The 17,193-nt window shown below is 48.7% G+C and carries 17 protein-coding genes; 12 read left to right on the top strand and 5 right to left on the bottom strand.

Annotated features, from left to right (window positions below):
• Positions 1-53: 53 nt before the first annotated feature.
• The 6 genes from folE (at position 54) to Q8L79_RS18065 (ending at position 5,832) form a co-directional block, all read left to right on the top strand.
• The gene (gene folE / locus Q8L79_RS18040) at positions 54-602 is read left to right on the top strand and encodes a GTP cyclohydrolase I FolE (protein ID WP_305274056.1); all 549 of its coding nucleotides are present in this window, start codon (positions 54-56) and stop codon (positions 600-602) included.
• A gap of 1 nt (position 603) precedes the next feature.
• Positions 604-1,572, top strand: coding sequence for a ferrochelatase (gene hemH / locus Q8L79_RS18045; RefSeq protein WP_305274058.1), 969 nt, complete (start codon positions 604-606; stop codon positions 1,570-1,572).
• A 235-nt stretch (positions 1,573-1,807) separates the two neighbouring features.
• The gene (locus tag Q8L79_RS18050; protein WP_305274060.1) at positions 1,808-3,406 is read left to right on the top strand and encodes a DNA mismatch repair protein MutS; all 1,599 of its coding nucleotides are present in this window, start codon (positions 1,808-1,810) and stop codon (positions 3,404-3,406) included.
• Positions 3,403-4,605, top strand: coding sequence for a formate-dependent phosphoribosylglycinamide formyltransferase (purT, locus tag Q8L79_RS18055; protein WP_305274062.1), 1,203 nt, complete (start codon positions 3,403-3,405; stop codon positions 4,603-4,605). The genes Q8L79_RS18050 and purT overlap by 4 nt, the downstream gene beginning before the upstream one ends.
• Before the next feature lie 8 nt (positions 4,606-4,613).
• On the top strand, positions 4,614-5,189 hold the full coding sequence (locus Q8L79_RS18060) for a lytic transglycosylase domain-containing protein (RefSeq protein ID WP_305274064.1): 576 nt from the start codon (positions 4,614-4,616) through the stop codon (positions 5,187-5,189).
• A 196-nt stretch (positions 5,190-5,385) separates the two neighbouring features.
• The gene (locus Q8L79_RS18065; RefSeq protein ID WP_305274066.1) at positions 5,386-5,832 is read left to right on the top strand and encodes a DUF1810 domain-containing protein; all 447 of its coding nucleotides are present in this window, start codon (positions 5,386-5,388) and stop codon (positions 5,830-5,832) included.
• 165 nt (positions 5,833-5,997) lie between these two features.
• Here the strand turns inward: Q8L79_RS18065 and Q8L79_RS18070 are convergent, their stop codons facing one another.
• Positions 5,998-6,936, bottom strand: coding sequence for a DMT family transporter (locus Q8L79_RS18070; protein WP_305274068.1), 939 nt, complete (start codon positions 6,934-6,936; stop codon positions 5,998-6,000).
• A gap of 275 nt (positions 6,937-7,211) precedes the next feature.
• On the opposite strand from Q8L79_RS18070, the gene Q8L79_RS18075 reads away from it, so the two are divergent.
• The 5 genes from Q8L79_RS18075 to Q8L79_RS18095 all read left to right on the top strand — a co-directional run bounded on the left by Q8L79_RS18075 (position 7,212) and on the right by Q8L79_RS18095 (position 12,441).
• Complete coding sequence (locus Q8L79_RS18075) at positions 7,212-8,372, top strand: ABC transporter permease (protein WP_305274069.1); 1,161 nt, start codon at positions 7,212-7,214, stop codon at positions 8,370-8,372.
• A 3-nt stretch (positions 8,373-8,375) separates the two neighbouring features.
• Positions 8,376-9,077: an ABC transporter ATP-binding protein gene (locus Q8L79_RS18080; protein WP_305274071.1), complete on the top strand. Its 702-nt coding sequence runs from the start codon at positions 8,376-8,378 to the stop codon at positions 9,075-9,077.
• Between the two features lie 320 nt (positions 9,078-9,397).
• Entirely contained in the window at positions 9,398-10,357 is a 960-nt protein-coding gene (locus Q8L79_RS18085) for an efflux RND transporter periplasmic adaptor subunit (RefSeq protein WP_305274073.1), read from the top strand.
• Positions 10,354-11,808, top strand: coding sequence for an efflux transporter outer membrane subunit (locus Q8L79_RS18090; RefSeq protein ID WP_305274075.1), 1,455 nt, complete (start codon positions 10,354-10,356; stop codon positions 11,806-11,808). Before Q8L79_RS18085 ends, Q8L79_RS18090 begins: the two co-directional genes overlap by 4 nt.
• A gap of 78 nt (positions 11,809-11,886) precedes the next feature.
• Positions 11,887-12,441 carry a cytochrome b/b6 domain-containing protein gene (locus Q8L79_RS18095; protein WP_305274077.1) on the top strand — a complete coding sequence of 185 codons (555 nt, stop codon included), beginning with the start codon at positions 11,887-11,889 and terminating at the stop codon, positions 12,439-12,441.
• Between the two features lie 128 nt (positions 12,442-12,569).
• Here the strand turns inward: Q8L79_RS18095 and Q8L79_RS18100 are convergent, their stop codons facing one another.
• Positions 12,570-12,854: a DUF1289 domain-containing protein gene (locus Q8L79_RS18100; RefSeq protein WP_370870045.1), complete on the bottom strand. Its 285-nt coding sequence runs from the start codon at positions 12,852-12,854 to the stop codon at positions 12,570-12,572.
• Positions 12,855-13,518: 664 nt separating this feature from the next.
• Between Q8L79_RS18100 and Q8L79_RS18105 the strand changes: the two genes are divergently transcribed.
• Positions 13,519-14,385: a hypothetical protein gene (locus Q8L79_RS18105; RefSeq protein ID WP_305274078.1), complete on the top strand. Its 867-nt coding sequence runs from the start codon at positions 13,519-13,521 to the stop codon at positions 14,383-14,385.
• 48 nt (positions 14,386-14,433) lie between these two features.
• On the opposite strand, the gene nirK is transcribed toward Q8L79_RS18105, so the two are convergent.
• The 3 genes from nirK to narJ all read right to left on the bottom strand — a co-directional run bounded on the left by nirK (position 14,434) and on the right by narJ (position 17,127).
• On the bottom strand, positions 14,434-15,633 hold the full coding sequence (nirK, locus tag Q8L79_RS18110) for a copper-containing nitrite reductase (protein WP_305274080.1): 1,200 nt from the start codon (positions 15,631-15,633) through the stop codon (positions 14,434-14,436).
• 99 nt (positions 15,634-15,732) lie between these two features.
• A complete protein-coding gene (narI, locus tag Q8L79_RS18115) occupies positions 15,733-16,410 on the bottom strand; it encodes a respiratory nitrate reductase subunit gamma (protein WP_305274082.1) in 678 nt (225 codons plus the stop codon).
• A gap of 12 nt (positions 16,411-16,422) precedes the next feature.
• Positions 16,423-17,127 (bottom strand): nitrate reductase molybdenum cofactor assembly chaperone, encoded by a 705-nt coding sequence (gene narJ / locus Q8L79_RS18120; RefSeq protein WP_305274084.1) that lies wholly within the window; start codon positions 17,125-17,127, stop codon positions 16,423-16,425.
• Between the last annotated feature and the right edge of the window lie 66 nt (positions 17,128-17,193).

The raw sequence follows: 17,193 nt of genomic DNA on the forward strand, positions 1-17,193 counted from the left end.
TCAAGGCTCAATGTGTATACTGACCAGCTATTTTTATAACTGGGATTGAAACAATGGAACAGCATTTTGCCAAGCTTATCGAAGCAGTCGGTGAAGATTTAAACCGCGAAGGCCTGATCGATACGCCAAAACGCGCGGCCAAGGCTTTCAAGTTTTTAAACAACGGCTACGAAAAAACGCTGGAAGAAGTGCTTAACGGCGCTATTTTTACCGCCGACACCGAAGACATGGTTATTGTGAAGGATATTGAACTGTATTCTTTATGCGAACATCATTTACTGCCGTTTATCGGCAAATGTCATGTGGGTTATTTGCCGAAAGGCAAGGTGATGGGTTTGTCCAAAGTGGCTCGCGTGATCGATATGTACGCACGCCGCCTGCAAATTCAGGAAAAATTGACCAAACAAATAGCGGACGCGATTGAACTGGCAACCGGCGCCCGAGGCGTGGCCGTGGTTATTGAAGCCAAGCATTTGTGCATGATGATGCGCGGTGTCGAGAAGCAAAACTCGGTAATGACGACTTCAGTGATGACTGGGGTTTTCCGTAAAGAAATCAGCACCCGCTCGGAATTTTTAAATCTTATCAACAGACAAACTTGAAATGACCGTAAAAAAAACCGGCGTACTATTAGCGAATCTGGGTTCGCCTACCGCACCGACAACGTCAGCGGTCAGGCGGTTTCTTAAAGAGTTTCTTTGGGATCCGCGCGTCGTCAACCTGCCCAGACCGTTGTGGTGGGTGATACTGCATTTTTTCGTGCTGCCTTTTCGCCCCCGAAAATCAGCCTTGGCCTATCGCAAAGTGTGGGATGAAAAAGGTTCGCCGTTAATTTTCCTGACCCTGCAATTAAGCGAGCGGGTTGCCGATAGGTTGCGTGCCAGGGGCGTCACCACCCAGCATGTAATGCGCTACGGCGAACCCTCCATAGCGAAGCAGTTGAAAGCGTTCAAAACGGCGGGCGTTGATAATTTAATCATCCTGCCGTTGTATCCGCAATATTCCTCAACCACCACCGCATCAATCTACGATGACGTGGTGAAGGAATTGAATCAGTGGAAACACCTGCCCAACATTCACTTTATCAGCGATTATCATCAGCACAGCCACTATATTGCCGCAGTTGCCGAATCCATCAAGCAGAGCTGGCAAGAGCACGGCAAAAACGAGCTATTGTTGATGTCCTTTCACGGCTTGCCCGAGCAACTTACCAAATGGGGTGATCCTTATTTTCACCAGTGCCATAAAACTGCAGCCCTGATTGCCGAGAAATTAGGCATTGATGAAAAACAATGGATGATTGTATTCCAGTCGCGTTTCGGCAAGGCGCAATGGTTGAAACCTTATTGTGTGGACACCTTGAAAGAGCTTCCGGGACAAGGTATTAAAAAGATAGATATTGTCTGTCCGGGGTTTGCGGTGGACTGTCTGGAAACGTTGGAAGAAATAGCGATGGAGAACAAGGCTGTTTTTATGGAGTCCGGCGGCGTCGAATATCGTTATATCGCGGCGCTGAATGATTCGGAAATTCATGTTGATGCTATAGTTAATCTGCTTGAACAGAAGCTTTAATTTAAGACATTGCACCACGAACGACTGCATGGAAGCAGGAGGTAGAGCACCAACAGTAGGCGCTTTAGGCGACGCATGGAGCAGTTGCCGAGACACGAAGAACACGAAGTTTTTATTGTGGTTTTTTCTTCGTGCTGTTCGTGTCTTCGTGGTGAATTAGTCAATCTGCTTATATTTATTGATTGAATATACGCACCTTTGGTGTTGCAAACGACGGACAAAAAGGCTTATTCAGATGAACCAAACACTATTACAAAACTGGCAAGACAGCAGCTGGCCGACCACCAAATCCAGCAAACCTCTGGATACCGGCGACGGCGTTATCGACCAAAGAACCTTCAATACCATTGAAGTCGACGAACTGTTCGATGCCGTCAACCACGCCTCGACGATTGCCGGACAAGCGACGTTATTTCGCTCTTTAGCCCAACCGCTGAATGAGCTGGATCAAATCAAGGCCAAACAGCAAGCCGTTGAAGAACTACGCAATAATCCGGCACTGAAAGAACAGCTTGAACAGATCGTCCAACAGGCTGTGTCCAATGAAAAAAACTTCTATTTACTGTTGTTCGGCGAATTTATGGGCTCATTCGGCACAGCCAGAGAAGAGCATGAAATTGAAGGCTACGGTTATCTGCAATATAAGCGCGGCATCCGTTTTTTGCTGGAACTGGTCGACCAGATTCAATCCGTGGAAACTCCGCAAAGCGACTATCTAAAAAACATTTGCGACAAGATCAAAGCGTTCGCAGAGTCGCGACCCTATTCGTTAATGGAAGGGCCTGTTTATATCACTGAAAATAATGTTCAATGCAAGGAACAAAGGAAGGGAGCGTTTTCACCTGCGATTATTTTTAGACCCCGACTCTTCAAACCGCTGTTGATCAGCCTGTTTTTCGGAGCCATCTGGGCGTTGGCGCATTTTTTTCCGACCGACATGTTCCAGGTTTCAGTTGAGGCCATCCCGACCGCGACTATTTTCTTTGTGCCTTTTTTGTTGATTTATTACCCTATCGTTGGCGGGTTTGATCGTGACAGCTGCATTATCCCGCTAAGAAATGAGTTCAAAAAATCCCCGGCGGTAGCAGAAACTATAGATGCGCTGGGTCAGCTTGATGAATTGCTGTCGTTTATAAAATTTGCAGAGGCATTCGGCGGAAGCAAGGTGTTGCCTGAACTGGTCGATGCGCCGCATCACCGGATAAATTTGGCTGATGCCAGAAACCCGGTTTTAGGCAAACAAAACCCGGATTATGTCGGCAACGATTTTGTGTTGGATGAGGACAAACTGGTACTGATAACCGGTCCCAACAGCGGCGGCAAGACGGCTTTTTGCAAAACCGTTACCCAGATCCAGCTGCTTGCACAAATCGGCTGCTATATTCCGGCCAAATCGGCAACCCTGACCGTCGCCGACCGGATTTTTTACCAAGCGCCTGAAATCAGCCATCTGGATGACGGGGAGGGCCGCTTCGGTACGGAATTAAAACGCACCAAAGACATTTTCCTGGCGGCTGCCGCTAAAAGTCTGGTGGTGCTGGATGAATTATCCGAAGGCACAACCTTTGAAGAAAAAATGGAATCGTCGTCGAATGTGCTGAACGGCTTTTACCGGAAAGGCAACAGCACCATCTTGATTACCCACAACCATCAACTGGTCGATCATTTTGTCGCTCAGGGCATCGGTTTGCCAAGACAGGTTGAGTTTGCCAATGACGCGCCAACCTACAAACTGGTTGCAGGCATTTCCCGCGTCAGCCATGCCGATCGCGTGGCTAAAAAGATCGGTTTTTCCAAAGAAGACATCGACAACTATCTGGCAGATTCACAATGAAAATAGGCACCGCATTATCAAACAGCGCAACCAAAGCCCTGCTGCTCGGCAGCGGCGAGCTGGGCAAGGAACTGGCTATCGCACTGCAACGTTACGGCGTGGAAGTCATTGCCGTAGACCGTTATCCGAATGCACCGGCACAACATGTCGCGCATCGCAGCCATGTAATTGATATGACCGACACCGAAGCAGTCAAAAAACTGATTGCGCTGGAGCAGCCGGACTTTATCATCCCGGAAATTGAAGCAATTGCGACCCGGGCGTTGCTGGACATTGAGGCGGAAGGCGGGTGTATAGTTGTACCCAACGCCCGAGCAATTCAACTGACTATGAACAGGGAGGGCATCAGAACTCTGGCCGCCGAGCAGCTTAAAATTCCCACCTCGGACTACGCGTTTGCACAAAGTTTTGAACAATTGCAGGCGGCGGTTGACGGCGGCATCGGTTATCCGTGCTTTATCAAGCCGACTATGTCATCATCCGGCAAAGGTCAATCGATGGTTAAAAACGCAGACGGGCTTAAGGCAGCCTGGGATTACGCCAAATCCAGCGGCAGGGTAGACACCGGCAAGGTCATCGTCGAAGCAAAAATAGACTTTGATTTTGAAATCACCCTGCTGACGGTACGAGCCCTGAACCAGCGCGGTGAAATCGAGACTCACTTTTGCGCCCCCATAGGTCATGTGCAGGAAAGCGGCGATTACCGCGAGAGCTGGCAACCGCAAGCCATGAATTCCGCCGCCATCAAAGCGTCGCAGGACATTGCTTTTAAAATCACCAATGAAATCGCAGGGCTCGGCCTGTTTGGCGTCGAACTGTTTATCAAAGGCGATAGGGTCTGGTTTAGCGAAGTCAGTCCCAGGCCGCATGATACCGGCATGGTGACATTGGTCACCCAGAAACAAAATGAATTTGAATTGCACGCTAGGGCCATTCTAGGCTTGCCCGTCGATACCGGCATGCAAAGCACAGGAGCCAGTGCCGTAATATTAGGCGGTCTGGATGCACAAGGCGTGATTTATGAAGGACTGGACAAGGCGCTGTCTGTCCCGACCAGCGAAATCAGATTATTCGGCAAGCCTGAAGCGTTTACAAACAGGCGCATGGGCGTTGCGTTAGCCACCGCTGAATCAGTCGATGAAGCCAGAAACAGGGCGGTTAAGGCCGCGAGTATGATCGTTATCAAACCTGACAGGTAGGTGAAGCCATGATGAGAATTGCCGTTATTTTAACTACTTTACTCATCTCAAACGAGGTGCTGGCCGACATCTATAAATTTATCGCGAATGACGGCCGCATCTACTACACCGACAAGCCTAAAAACGGCCTGTACAAGCGCATCATCCGCACCAGGGCTCTGAATTATTCCGCAGCCCTGCCTTATATGGGCACCAACAAAAAGAGATTCGCCGACCTTATTACTGAAGCGGCCAACCGGCATCAGGTTGATGTTAAACTTGTACATGCCGTTATTCAGGCGGAGTCCGCCTACAATGCAAGCGCAATCTCCTCAGCCGGAGCCGTCGGTTTAATGCAGCTAATGCCCGATACCGCAAGACGCTACGGCGTTGTTAACCGAAATGATCCGGTTCAGAATATCGACGGCGGCACCCATTATTTGAAAGATCTGCTCAGGATGTTTGATTCGAATCTGGATCTGGCCGTTGCCGCCTATAACGCCGGTGAAAACGCGGTGATCAGGCACCACAACTCCATCCCCCCCTACCCCGAAACACGCAATTACGTTAAAACAGTGATGGCTTTGTATTACAGGCACTCTTGAATTGGCGGGCGACTTTTCGTTGAAAATAGCGTAACCGTTTAATTTTCAAGGAAAAGATTATGCATTTTTTTCGATATTATCCAGTTAAAGAAAAATCAGTCTTGGAACGAATGACTGTAATGCGTAATTGAAGTAGGTGTATAAGCTATCCGGAACCGGATAATAATCTGTTGGGTAGAGTAATAAAGGGCCAAGCATGATAAACGCAAGCGACAACATCGACTTAAGCCGTTTCACGAGTGCGCAAGAAAGCATCTATGACAGCGTCCTCGCAGAGTTAAAAAGCCGCCGGAAACGAACTCACTGGATGTGGTATATATTCCCGCAAATTGATGGATTGGGGCACAGTTCAACTTCAAAACACTATGCCATTAAGAACCTGGAAGAGGCTCGACAATACTTGAACCATCCTGTTCTTGGAAAAAGACTGTTGGAATGCGCAGAAGCGGTTTTCAGTGTTGAAGGGCGATCAATTTCAGAAATTTTTGGTTACCCTGATAATCTAAAGCTTAAATCTTCCATGACACTGTTTGCCTGTGTGGCAGATCCATACTCCGTGTTTCCCCGTATCCTTGACAAGTACTTTAATGGAGAGCGGGATGCTTTGACACTCCAATTATTAGAGCAACTTAAGGCGAAATGAGCCGAGTGCGTAGGTCGAGTTAGGCGCGCCGGTTTGAAGTTTAACCATCTACGTTCCTCGCGCCGTAACCCGATACAGGAAGCAGGAATAACTAAGCCATCCCAATAACCCAAGGTCGTACCCGTTGGGTTACAACGCAAAAAGCCGCGCCTAACCCAACCTGTTTCACTTAGCCCGACTGACCACATAAACGCCGATTAACACCAAAGCAGTCCCGGCCAGTTGCGCCGCGGTCAATGTCTCGCCTAACAATAAGAAAGCCAACGCCAGCGTACCTATCGGCCCTATAGAACTGATAATAGATGCCGAACCCGCGCCGATGCGCCTGATCCCGGCATTCATAAAAAACGCAGGAAGCACGGTGGAGAAAATAGCCATGATCAGCGCCAGCCAATAAACATCGGTCGGTAAATGCAACAGTTTAACGCCGTGCTGCATCACAAAATGCAACCCGGTTGCCAAACACGCTACCGTCATCGAATAGGCGGTAAAACGCGTCGAACCGATCCGTTTGACCATCATGCCGCTGCCCATCAAGAAAAAGGCAAACGCAATTGCGCTGCCCAAAACCAATGCCGAACCTAACAAGAGTCCCGATGATGCTATTGCCGTCATGTTGTCGACAAACACCAAAATCATCCCGGCATAACTCAACGCTAACGCAAGCGCTTGGTGACGGTTAATCATTCGGCGTTGTAGTGCCGCCGTGAACAAAACGACAAAGGTCGGATAGAGGAAAATAATCAAACGTTCAAGACCGGCCGAGATATATTGCAGGCCTGCAAAATCAAGAAAGCTGGCAATGTAATAACCTAACAGGCCCAAACCGAAAACCATCAGCCAGTCCAGCCTGTTTAAGCGTTGCGCATCGTTTGTTTTTGCCGAATCGTTAGCCGACCATAACGCAACCGCCAGAAAAAACGGTAACGAAATCGCCATGCGCAGCACCATCAACGTGATGGCATCCAGTTGATGACTGCAGCTGTAAGCCAGTTTGACCAATACCGCTTTAGCAGAAAAGCCAAATGCGCCAAGTAAAACAAACAGATAACCGAAAATAGCCTGACGATTGCTTTGCGGTATAACGGATTCGGGTTGATGCACAAACTTCTCCTTAAGATGGAAAACTGCGAATCTTGCCGGAAAGACTATCAAAGCAACTGGGACAAGACCCGCAGTTGTTTTGATAAAATGGAATTAATAAACCAACAAAACAACACTGCTGCGAAAGCTAATAATCTTTCGCAGCCATCGTGTGTTAAGTTTTAGAGATGAGGTCATAGTGTTCATGGTTTATATTCTATGAATACGGTTGTACGTTGTCAATTTGCGTTGCATGATAAAATTTCTTAAATTCTGCTAACCAAGAGTCCAAAGCCATGAATCACATTGCCTTAAAAATGCTGATGGGAGATCGAGGCAAATATCTCGGCATCGTCATGGGGCTGACTTTTGCCTCGTTGATCATGACCCAGCAACCGGCGATTTTTTTGGGGCTGATGTCGCGCTCTTACAGCTTCATATCGGATGTGGGTTTGCCTGATATATGGGTGATGGACTCAAAAGTGCAATTCGTCGATGATATCAAGCCCTTGCAGGACACCGAGCTTTACCGGGTGCGCGGCATTTCCGGTGTGGAGTGGGCCATGCCGATGTACAAGGGGCTTTTAAAAGCGCGACTGGTCGACGGCACTTTTCAGACCTGTAATGTCGTCGGCTTGGACGATGCCACCTTAATCGGCGGGCCGCCGGTCATGCTCGAAGGGACGGTTGAAGATTTGCGCCGCAGCGACGGGGTTATCGTCGATATAGACGGCGCCCGGGATAAACTGGGCAAGCCTTCACCGATACCCGGCGGCAAACCCATCCCGCTTAAGGTCGGCGACAGTCTGGAATTAAACGACCACCGCGCCATCGTTGTCGGTATCGCCAAGGTCACCCGCACTTTTCAATCCCAGCCCGTGGTCTATACCACTTACTCCCGTGCCAAAAGCTACGCCCCCAAGGAACGCAAGCTGCTGTCTTTTGTTTTGGTTAAAGCCAAACCAGGACAGGATTTTGGCGAACTAACCCGCCGCATCCGTGCAACAACCGGTCTGGCGGCTTATACCCGAGAGGAATTCATGTCCCTCACTTATGAGTATTTTATGCATAACACCGGCATCCCGATTAATTTCGGCATTTCGGTGCTGTTGGGCTTTATCGTCGGCGCAGCCATTGCCGGCCAGACTTTTTACAACAGCACTCTGGAAAATCTGCGTCAATTCGGGGTACTGAAAGCGATGGGCACCAGCAACTGGATATTGCTGCGCATGATTTTGTTACAGGCGGTGTTAGTGGGTACCATCGGTTACGGTCTAGGCGTGGGCTTGACCGCATTGTTCGGCTATTCGATGCGCCATTCGATACTGGCGTTCAAGTTTCCCTGGCAACTATTGTTGTTTAGCGGTGCCGGAGTCAGCCTGATTTGTATTTTTGCGGCACTGCTCAGTATCATCAAAGTGATTCGCCTGGAACCCGCTATTGTGTTTAAAGGCTAAAGCATGAACTCGCCATCATTGGCAGTACGCTGTCAGAATGTAATCAAAACTTACGACACCGGCGACCAAAAAGTAACCGCACTTAACAGCGTCAATCTGGAGATTGCGACGGGAGAACTGATGATGCTGGTCGGACCGTCAGGCTGCGGCAAGACTACCTTGATTTCAGTCATCGCCGGTATTCTCGATCAGGATAGCGGTCATTGCGAAGTGTTGGGCGAGGATTTACTGAGCATGAGCAATCAGCACAAACTGAATTTCAGGGCGCGCAATATCGGTTTCGTTTTTCAGGCTTTTAACCTGCTGCCTTCGCTCAACGCTGCGGAAAATGTGTCGATACCGCTTATTATCAACGGCATCAAGCGTGCCGAGGCTGAGCGTAAAGCCATTTCCGTACTGGAGCAGGTAGGCTTGGGCGCGCGTGTAAAGGCTTTATCTTCCGAGCTTTCCGGCGGACAGCAGCAACGTGTCGCCATTGCTCGAGCGCTGGTTCATAGCCCGCGACTCATCGTTTGCGACGAACCCACCAGTTCGCTGGATCATGAAACCGGGCACAATGTGATGACTTTGCTTAAGGATGTGGCTTTGTACAAAGACCGGACCTTGGTCATCGTTACCCATGACGCCCGGATTTTCGACTTCGCCGACCGTATAGCCGAAATGGATGACGGGCATATTGTTAAGGTTAAAGGGACTAAAGGCTAAAAATTACCTGATTAGCGAGATGCTTCAGCCAAAGACAAAATATTCGATATACCAACAGCTAGTTCCAAAAAATGTGAGCTGTAGAGACGCGATTTATCGCGTCTGCTCTCCAGTTTGATCCAAGATATAGAAAAGGCGCAACAATTAGAGACGCGATAAATCGAAAGACGCGATAAATCGCGTCTCTACGTTGGTTGGCTAATCAGGAAAAATTATGCTGCAAAGCACTTTCGTCCCTTTCATGCTTTTCGTGGACAATACCCATATAAGTTCGTGATCAGCAGAACAACCGAATCATAAACCTATCTACAGGAGGTGGTATGCAAGTCAAATACACATTACCCATACTGGCGGCTGCCGGGTTCCTTTTTGCGGCATATACAGTCGTCAGCAGCAATAAGCCGATACCCGTTGCTCCGGCCGTTGCGCCGCCCGCCTCCGCACCTTTTAGATCATTTATTGCCGGAGCGGGTATTGTCGAGGCGCAAAGCCAGAACATCGCCATCGGCACGCCTTTGTCGGGCATCGTCAAGGCCGTCGCCGTCAAAGTTGGCGACAAAGTCAAGGCCGGTGCGCCGCTGTTTTATCTGGACGACCGGGATACCCATGCCGAGCTGGCCGTTAAACTTGCCGATCTTGCAAAAGCTCGGGCAGGCGTTAACGAAGCCTTAGCGTCGCTCAAAGATACCCAATCACTGAGCGACTTGGCTGAAGCGGTGACCGACCGGCGCGCCATCAGCTCCGAGGAACTGCTTCGACGCCGCAATGCCCTGCTCATCAGCGCAGCCAAACTGGACAGCGCCAAAGCCTTGGTGCAACAGGCGGAAGCCGCGCTGACAACAACACAAACCACGCTGGCCCGGCTCATCGTTCAAGCGCCGGTAAACGGCGAGGTGCTGCAAGTCAACATCCGGCCGGGTGAATTCGCCCAGGCCGGAGCCCTAATCACACCGCTACTGATGTTGGGTAATATGGACCAGCTGCATGTGCGGGTAGACATCGACGAGAATGATGCCTGGCGGTTTGACAAAAACAGCAAGGCCGTAGCCTTCCTGCGCGGCAACCGAAACTTCAAAACCGACCTGATTCCGGCTTATGTCGAGCCTTACGTAATACCCAAAAAATCGCTGACCGGCGACAGCACCGAGCAGGTTGATACGCGCGTGTTACAGGCGCTGTACAGCTTTGACAGAAGCCAACTGCCCGTCTATGTAGGCCAGCAGATGGACGTATTCATTGAAGCCAAGGATTATGCGGGCGACGGCGGTTCCCCATTATGATCCGGTGCCCGCTTGCGCTTTTTGCCACTCTGCTGTTATCCGGCTGCTTTGCTGTCGGCCCCGACTATGAGCGCCCCAAAATCCAGGTTCCCCGGCAATGGACTGAAACGACTGCGGCTACAGGTTCTCAACCGGCGCAACCGGATAAATGGTGGAAGACGTTTAACGATCCGGTACTCGACAAACTGATCAGAGACGCCATCGCTTCCAACCTGGATTTGAAGCTTGCCTTGGAGCGGGTTAAAGACGCCCGAGCCCTGCGCTCTGCGACTATTGCAGCGGGTTTGCCCAGCATAGATGCCAAGAGCAACGTCAGCAGGCGGTTCAATAACTCGTCCTCACCGGCGTCCCAAACCGGCACACCCTCTGCGGGCGGCGGTTTTGGTATCGGTAATCAGTTCATCAACATTTTTCAAATGGGCTTTGACGCCCAATGGGAGCTGGATTTTTTCGGCGGCGTCAGGCGTGCGGTAGAAGCCGCCGATGCAACGATTGATGTCGAAGTCGAAAACAGCCGGGATGTACTGGTCACCCTGCTGGGAGATGTTGCCCGCAACTACGTTGAGCTGCGCGCCAACCAGCGACTGATCGCAATTACCGGTGAAAACTTGCACGCGCAACAGGAAACCCAAGAGCTGACTCAAATCCGGCAACAGACCGGGCTTGCAAGTATGCTGGAAGTGGCCCAGGCACAAGCCCAAGCCGCCACGACAGAAGCGCAGTTGCCGAATTATGAAACGGCAGTTAAGCAATCGATACATGCACTCAGCGTATTGCTCGGCAAAGCGCCCGGCGCGCTAGCCATTCAACTTGATCAACAAGGCGTTATCCCAACCATTGCCGTTAAGGTGATAACCAACCTTCCCTCCGAATTATTACAGCGCAGACCGGATATTCGTCGCGCCGAACGGCAATTGGCCGTCGCCAACGCATCCGTTGGCGTTGCAACTGCCGAGCTTTACCCGAAAATCAATCTGGCTGCGTTTATCGGCTTGCAGAACACGACCATCACCGACTTCACGCCTATCGGGAAATCATGGTCGGCAGCGTCATCGTTAACCATGCCGATCTTCAATTGGGGCAAACTGAACGCCAATATCAAAAGCAAAAAAGCGCAATTCGAGCAAGTCTTCCTGACTTATCAGTCCACGGTTTTATCGGCTTTTAAGGAAGTGGAAGATGCACTGATCGCTTATAGCAAAGAGCAGGAACGGTACAAAGCGCTGGCAAAAGCCGTTGAAGCAAACCAGCTGGCCGTTCAATTAGCCAACGAACGCTATCAAAGGGGCCTGACCGCGTTTCTCGATGTATTGATCAGTCAAACGGCACTTTATCAAGCCCAAACCCTGTTAGTCGCCAGCGAATCGACGCTTTCCAGTAATCTGATTGCTCTCTACAAATCGCTAGGCGGCGGCTGGGAAACCGAGGCTATCGTGGGTGATGTTAAATAATCGCGCGCCATGTTAAGCTCAAGTGCATTTTTTATTTTCCCCAATAACATGTCATCACATTAAAACAGGAGTACAAAAATGGAATCGCAAGAGTTAATTAAAGTATGGGATCTCCCGCTTAGAATCTTTCACTGGCTGCTGGTTGCCGGATTTTTTATCGCTTACCTGACTGAAGATGAGTTATTAACGGTTCACGTCTGGGCCGGTTATCTGGTCACCGGATTATTGGCGTTCAGATTGGTGTGGGGATTTGTCGGCAACGACTATGCCCGATTCTCGAATTTCTTATGCAGCCCTGTCAAGTCGATTGCTTATCTTAAAGACCTGATCACATTAAAAACCCAGCGATACCTCGGCCACAATCCTGCGGGTGCGGCAATGATTGTGTTATTGCTGGTCAGTTTATTAGCGACAGTTATTACAGGCTTTGCTGTGTACGGCGCAGACCAGGCAGCCGGGCCGCTGGCTGGTATAGGCTCCGCCAACGAAAAGATGTGGGAAGAAGTGCATGAATTTTTCGCCAACTTCACGCTGGTGCTGGTGGTTGTGCATGTAGCAGGCGTGGCCGTTGAAAGCTATATACATCGCGAAAATCTGGCAAGAGCGATGGTGCATGGATTTAAGAAGAAATAATCCCTTCGTTTACCTTCTGATGGGTAGTTGCGTAGATCGGGTTAGCGTAGCGTAACCCGACACATCGAAGCGACAAATGTCGGGTTACGCTACGCTAACCCGACCTACATGGCTATCACCGCCAGAATCTATATATGATCCATATTTAAATCGATGCTCAATTTTCGTGCATTTGCCAAATGTATTATTTTCTGCTTTTGCTGTTCTGTTGCATCGCTCCATTGAAGAATTTCATCAATGCTGCGAAAGCAACCAAGGCAAACATCTTCCTCATTCAGGCAGCAGTCCCTTACACACGGCGAGATAATATTTTCCAATGAAGAATCTCCAGAGCTGAATGGGGCATGATGCCCCGTTCGAAATGTAAGGCGTTGGTTAAGCATAGCCATTAAGTACAGGCATTGTAAAAACATTTGGGACGAGGTTGCAAACCCCGTCCGGCGTGGAGGTTTCGAAACAGGGACGTGATGCGCCCCTACTTGGCTCTAAATATCGAGCACAATAGCATGCGAGAGCTTTGAATCCGATATAAGGCGGTTACAGGAAACGCCTGATTCAAGGTAACAGGCTCTTCTTTACTTATAAGAGCAGCTATTGCCGATAGCCAATAAATAGATTCTATAAATTATAGAAAAACAACACAATATGTTGTGTTGTTTTTGTTTTTTACTACTAAATGTTGTTTTCAATGGGCATTAATTACAATTAAACTATATCCATAAATCCCAGCGATGTAGAATTTACACCCACAACATTTAACAAATAACTAGAGCATTAGCGATATTACGCAAGAACTGGTGTCTTGTTCTGAGCGTATTTATTAAAAATTAGACTGATTTTGAGGTGATTTATGGTGCAATGGGTTGTTGTTTTTATAGTGGCTATTGTTTGTGTAATACTTAATTTAAAAGGAGAAAAATTAATTAAGTCGATTATGCAAATGATATACGATAGATCTCCGAAAGAGAAAAGTCTTACCTATGTTCCGCGAAATGTTGACAGAACTAAATTAAAAATTTAACTAAATTTTCTCGCTAAAAGGCCCATCTTGGGCCTTTTTTTGTGCCCAGTATTTATATGTTTACAAATCTAAAAGACTCCATAGCTAAACTTAAAAGAGATCCGCTCGGGTGGATTTTAGAGATGATTTTAAAAAAAGCGGTTTGGGCGCTTATTTTTGGATGGTCTTTTCTTGCTTGGCCAGTATCTACATGGTTTCTTACTGGATGGCTGAAACTAAGCAGTTTTAATACTCTGCATCAAATCATTTTCGGATCCATTATTGTAATAGCCATAATATTTTTTATAATTCTTGGACATGTCAGCAAATACGCAATCACATCAAAGCGAGAAAATGAAAAATTAAAAGGCTTAATTGAGGCCTATGGCATTAAAGGATTTTTCCCCTATATCGATGAGCCAATCAGGAGGAACGAGTGGGATACTTTGCTTAAGTATTTAAAATTAAGCCAGCCTCAAAATTTAAATATTTTAGCGTTAAATGGATGGGATACATTTGGCAGCGAGTCAGCCCCACTTCATGATTTTTTAATGAATTATAAAGGCGAATTAAGGATCTTATTAATTGACCCCGAGTGTAAAGAAAGCGAACTACGCAGATCTGGATTACAGCTTCCTGAAAATAAATTTAAGACAGATTATGAGAAAACAAAAGCTTTTTGCGATGCATTAAAAGCCAATAATGTTAATGTTGAACTAAAACTCTATGATCAAAAGCCGATTTGGAAGATGATCACCACTGAATCTTACATGTGGCTGCAACATTACGACAAATTTACCCATGTTAATAAAAATCCTGTTTACGAGATTTACAAGGATAAAAATAAAACATCGTTGTTTTTTCCTCTCATTGAGGTTTTTATAAAACGATGGAAGCATGACAATAATAAAATAGTAAAACTGGGAAGCAATAACCAAAATTGAAGCACTCAAGATGTTGGACAACAAAAAGCTGTTGCCCAGACTACCCCATTAATGACCAACCTGCTGATAAAGTTCCGGCTGAGCAGGTCCTTCTATAATCAATTCGGCAAGCGCGCCCTTATCAATAGCGCGTGTCAGGCTGTGGTCGACCAGCAGGTATTTGCCGGGGACTTCGGCGGTAAATTCAATCATCACCGCAGAGCCTGGAGCTATGACTGTGGTCTGGACGTTTTTCAGCGGCGGATTCATGATCGCGCCTTCCGGATACAAGCTATCGAAAATAGCGCCGATGATGTGGAAATTAGCTGCAATATGCGATCCGACGCCGACAAACAGGCGGATTTTTTCACCCACTTTGGCTTTTAAAGCCCGCTCGCCGCTGAGCGAGTTGACCCGACCATTGAATAAGAAATAATCCGGTTTTTCGGCTAGCATTTTCTCCTTACTGAATGCTTGCAGGCCTTTATCGCCGTACTTGCCGCTGGTGTAAAAATCGCCCTGCATCACGTAAAACTCGCGATCTACTTTTGCCAAGCCCTGTTCCGGCTCGACCAGTATCATGCCGTACATGCCGTTGGCGACATGGGTCGGCACATGCGACGTGCCGCAGTGATAAACATAAATACCCGGATGCGTGGCTTTAAAGCGAAAACTTTTTTGTTTGCCCTGCCCGACTTGCGTTAACGGTGTACCGCCACCGGGGCCGACCACCGCATGCAAATCGATGGAGTGCGCCTCGTGGCCTGCTGTAGCATGTTCAGTCGAGGTATGTTCGCTATGGGCTGCACCCGCAGTACCGGGCTTGCCGTGATTCAAGTGTATTTCCACCTGATCGCCCGCTCTGACGCGGATAAACGGCCCCGGCACCTTGCCGTTATAGGTCCAGTATTCATAGGTCACGCCGGGCATCATTTCGGCAACCAGTTCGTCGCTATAAAGATCGATATTGATCAGTTGAGATTGTGTTCTGTTCAACGGCGCCGGTAGATCATCGGCACGGCGGCCAATATCGTCCATTTCGCTTTGATGAGCGCTTGCTGATTCGGAGGGCATCGGCATCGAGTGGTGCATCCCACCACTAGAATGTTCAGCCTTTTTTGCTGTCGGTATCGATTTACTTTTTGCTTTCTCGGCTTGAACAGCGGCATATTTTTCAAGTTCCGCTTTGTTTTGTGCTTCATCGGAGCAGGCGGTAATCAAGCTGCCCAGTGTTATTGTCAGTAATAGCAAGCTGGATAATCTGTTCATGATTTTACCTTTTGAGTTTGATACTGGCCGCGCACCTTACTTAATTGCAGGGCGCGCCAGAGAGTCGTGGGAAAGGCGCGCAGGCCACGCCCTACCCTATCAACGCCTGCGAACGACTTGATAAGGGCGCGTGACATAGCCAAGCGGAACGCTCCAAACATGCACCAGTCGTGAAAAAGGAAAAACCAGGAACAAGGTCTGCCCTAAAAACAAATGTAATTTAAAAATAAAACCGATCTCGCTGAGTTGATCCGCTGCGCCGCCGCGAAAGGTTACGATGCGTTGCGCCCATTCCGCCAGCAGCAGCATATTAGCACCGTCATAATGATAAAGCGAAATGGGCAGGGTCAGCAAACCCAGCACCAGCTGTACGCCAATCAACAGTAGAATGAAAATATCCATGCGGCTGCTGGTGGCGCGAATGCGGGCATCGGTCAGGCGACGGCGTATCAGGATGATGATGCCTTTTAAACACACGCCGCCGAAAACACCGCCCGCAATAACGGCCAGGATTTGCTTGGCGGACGTTGACAGTCCCAGGGCATGATAAACCGCAGGCGGCGTCAGCAGGCCGACGAAATGCCCGACGAACAGCAACAGGATGCCGATATGGAACAAATTGCTGCCCAGTCTTAGTTCTTTGGCGCGCAGAAATTGGCTGGAACCGGTACGCCATGTGTATTGATCACGGTCGTAACGCGCCAGACTGCCGATGAAAAATACGCTGATGGCGATATAGGGGTAATAACCGAACAGTAAGGTATTGAGATAATCCACGATTGACTCCTTCTAAAGAGAACGATTTTGCGATTTTAAATATTCATCGCGCGGCGTGATTGTGATTGGACTGACAGCGTCGGTTTGGCTTTTGCACGTATCCCCTGCCCCCATAAAACTGACGGCTTCTTCTTCCCATATTTCATCCATGTTGACCAGGGTTTCATCCTCGCCCTCGGTCGCTGCTTGCCGGCGGATTTCTTCCAGCGCTTCGGGTTCGCCTGCAAAACCTGCCAGTGCGTCGAACACTGCGCTAAACTCGCTGCCGCGCTCGGTTAACCGTGCGCCCAGCAAACTTAACACCGGCATTGCGTCGTGCAATAACTGCACCGCTTCGGCCTGTTCTTGCTGGGAGAGAAACTCCAGAAATAGCGGAATGTAGTCCGGCAGTTCATGGCTGGACATTTCAAAGCCGTGCGCTTCGTACATTTGCAGCAGATTAACCATGGCCTGCCCCCGGTCTCGGGATTCGCCGTGGACATGCTCGAATATATGCAGCGACAAAAACCGTCCCCGGTCGAATAGCGCTACATAGTGCTCTTGGCTATCCAGCAGGTCTGCGTCGCGGTAGGAATCGATCAGCGTTAGCACGGATTTTTTATGGTCTTCCGGCAACAGGTTTTCCTGTTCGACGACGGCGGCCATTTCGTCTAATGCTTCAAGCATCTCGGCTTCGGGATAGCTCAGCAGTAACGATAGAACTTTTAGTGTAAGCATAATATTTAAAGTCTAAACAGATTGATTAACTCACCACGAAGACACGAAGACACGAAGAACACGAAG

It is taken from the genome of Methylobacter sp., assembly GCF_030680395.1.
Lineage (GTDB): Bacteria > Pseudomonadota > Gammaproteobacteria > Methylococcales > Methylomonadaceae > Methylobacter_A.

Excerpts from the sequence above, each read along its gene's own strand:
- folE (WP_305274056.1), top strand. The coding sequence starts at position 54 with ATGGAACAGCATTTTGCCAAGCTTATCGAAGCAGTCGGTGAAGATTTA.
- hemH (WP_305274058.1), top strand. The coding sequence starts at position 604 with ATGACCGTAAAAAAAACCGGCGTACTATTAGCGAATCTGGGTTCGCCT.
- Q8L79_RS18050 (WP_305274060.1), top strand. The coding sequence starts at position 1,808 with ATGAACCAAACACTATTACAAAACTGGCAAGACAGCAGCTGGCCGACC.
- purT (WP_305274062.1), top strand. The coding sequence starts at position 3,403 with ATGAAAATAGGCACCGCATTATCAAACAGCGCAACCAAAGCCCTGCTG.
- Q8L79_RS18060 (WP_305274064.1), top strand. The coding sequence starts at position 4,614 with ATGATGAGAATTGCCGTTATTTTAACTACTTTACTCATCTCAAACGAG.
- Q8L79_RS18065 (WP_305274066.1), top strand. The coding sequence starts at position 5,386 with ATGATAAACGCAAGCGACAACATCGACTTAAGCCGTTTCACGAGTGCG.
- Q8L79_RS18075 (WP_305274069.1), top strand. The coding sequence starts at position 7,212 with ATGAATCACATTGCCTTAAAAATGCTGATGGGAGATCGAGGCAAATAT.
- Q8L79_RS18080 (WP_305274071.1), top strand. The coding sequence starts at position 8,376 with ATGAACTCGCCATCATTGGCAGTACGCTGTCAGAATGTAATCAAAACT.
- Q8L79_RS18085 (WP_305274073.1), top strand. The coding sequence starts at position 9,398 with ATGCAAGTCAAATACACATTACCCATACTGGCGGCTGCCGGGTTCCTT.
- Q8L79_RS18090 (WP_305274075.1), top strand. The coding sequence starts at position 10,354 with ATGATCCGGTGCCCGCTTGCGCTTTTTGCCACTCTGCTGTTATCCGGC.
- Q8L79_RS18095 (WP_305274077.1), top strand. The coding sequence starts at position 11,887 with ATGGAATCGCAAGAGTTAATTAAAGTATGGGATCTCCCGCTTAGAATC.
- Q8L79_RS18100 (WP_370870045.1), bottom strand. The coding sequence starts at position 12,854 with ATGTTTTTACAATGCCTGTACTTAATGGCTATGCTTAACCAACGCCTT.
- Q8L79_RS18105 (WP_305274078.1), top strand. The coding sequence starts at position 13,519 with ATGTTTACAAATCTAAAAGACTCCATAGCTAAACTTAAAAGAGATCCG.
- nirK (WP_305274080.1), bottom strand. The coding sequence starts at position 15,633 with ATGAACAGATTATCCAGCTTGCTATTACTGACAATAACACTGGGCAGC.
- narJ (WP_305274084.1), bottom strand. The coding sequence starts at position 17,127 with ATGCTTACACTAAAAGTTCTATCGTTACTGCTGAGCTATCCCGAAGCC.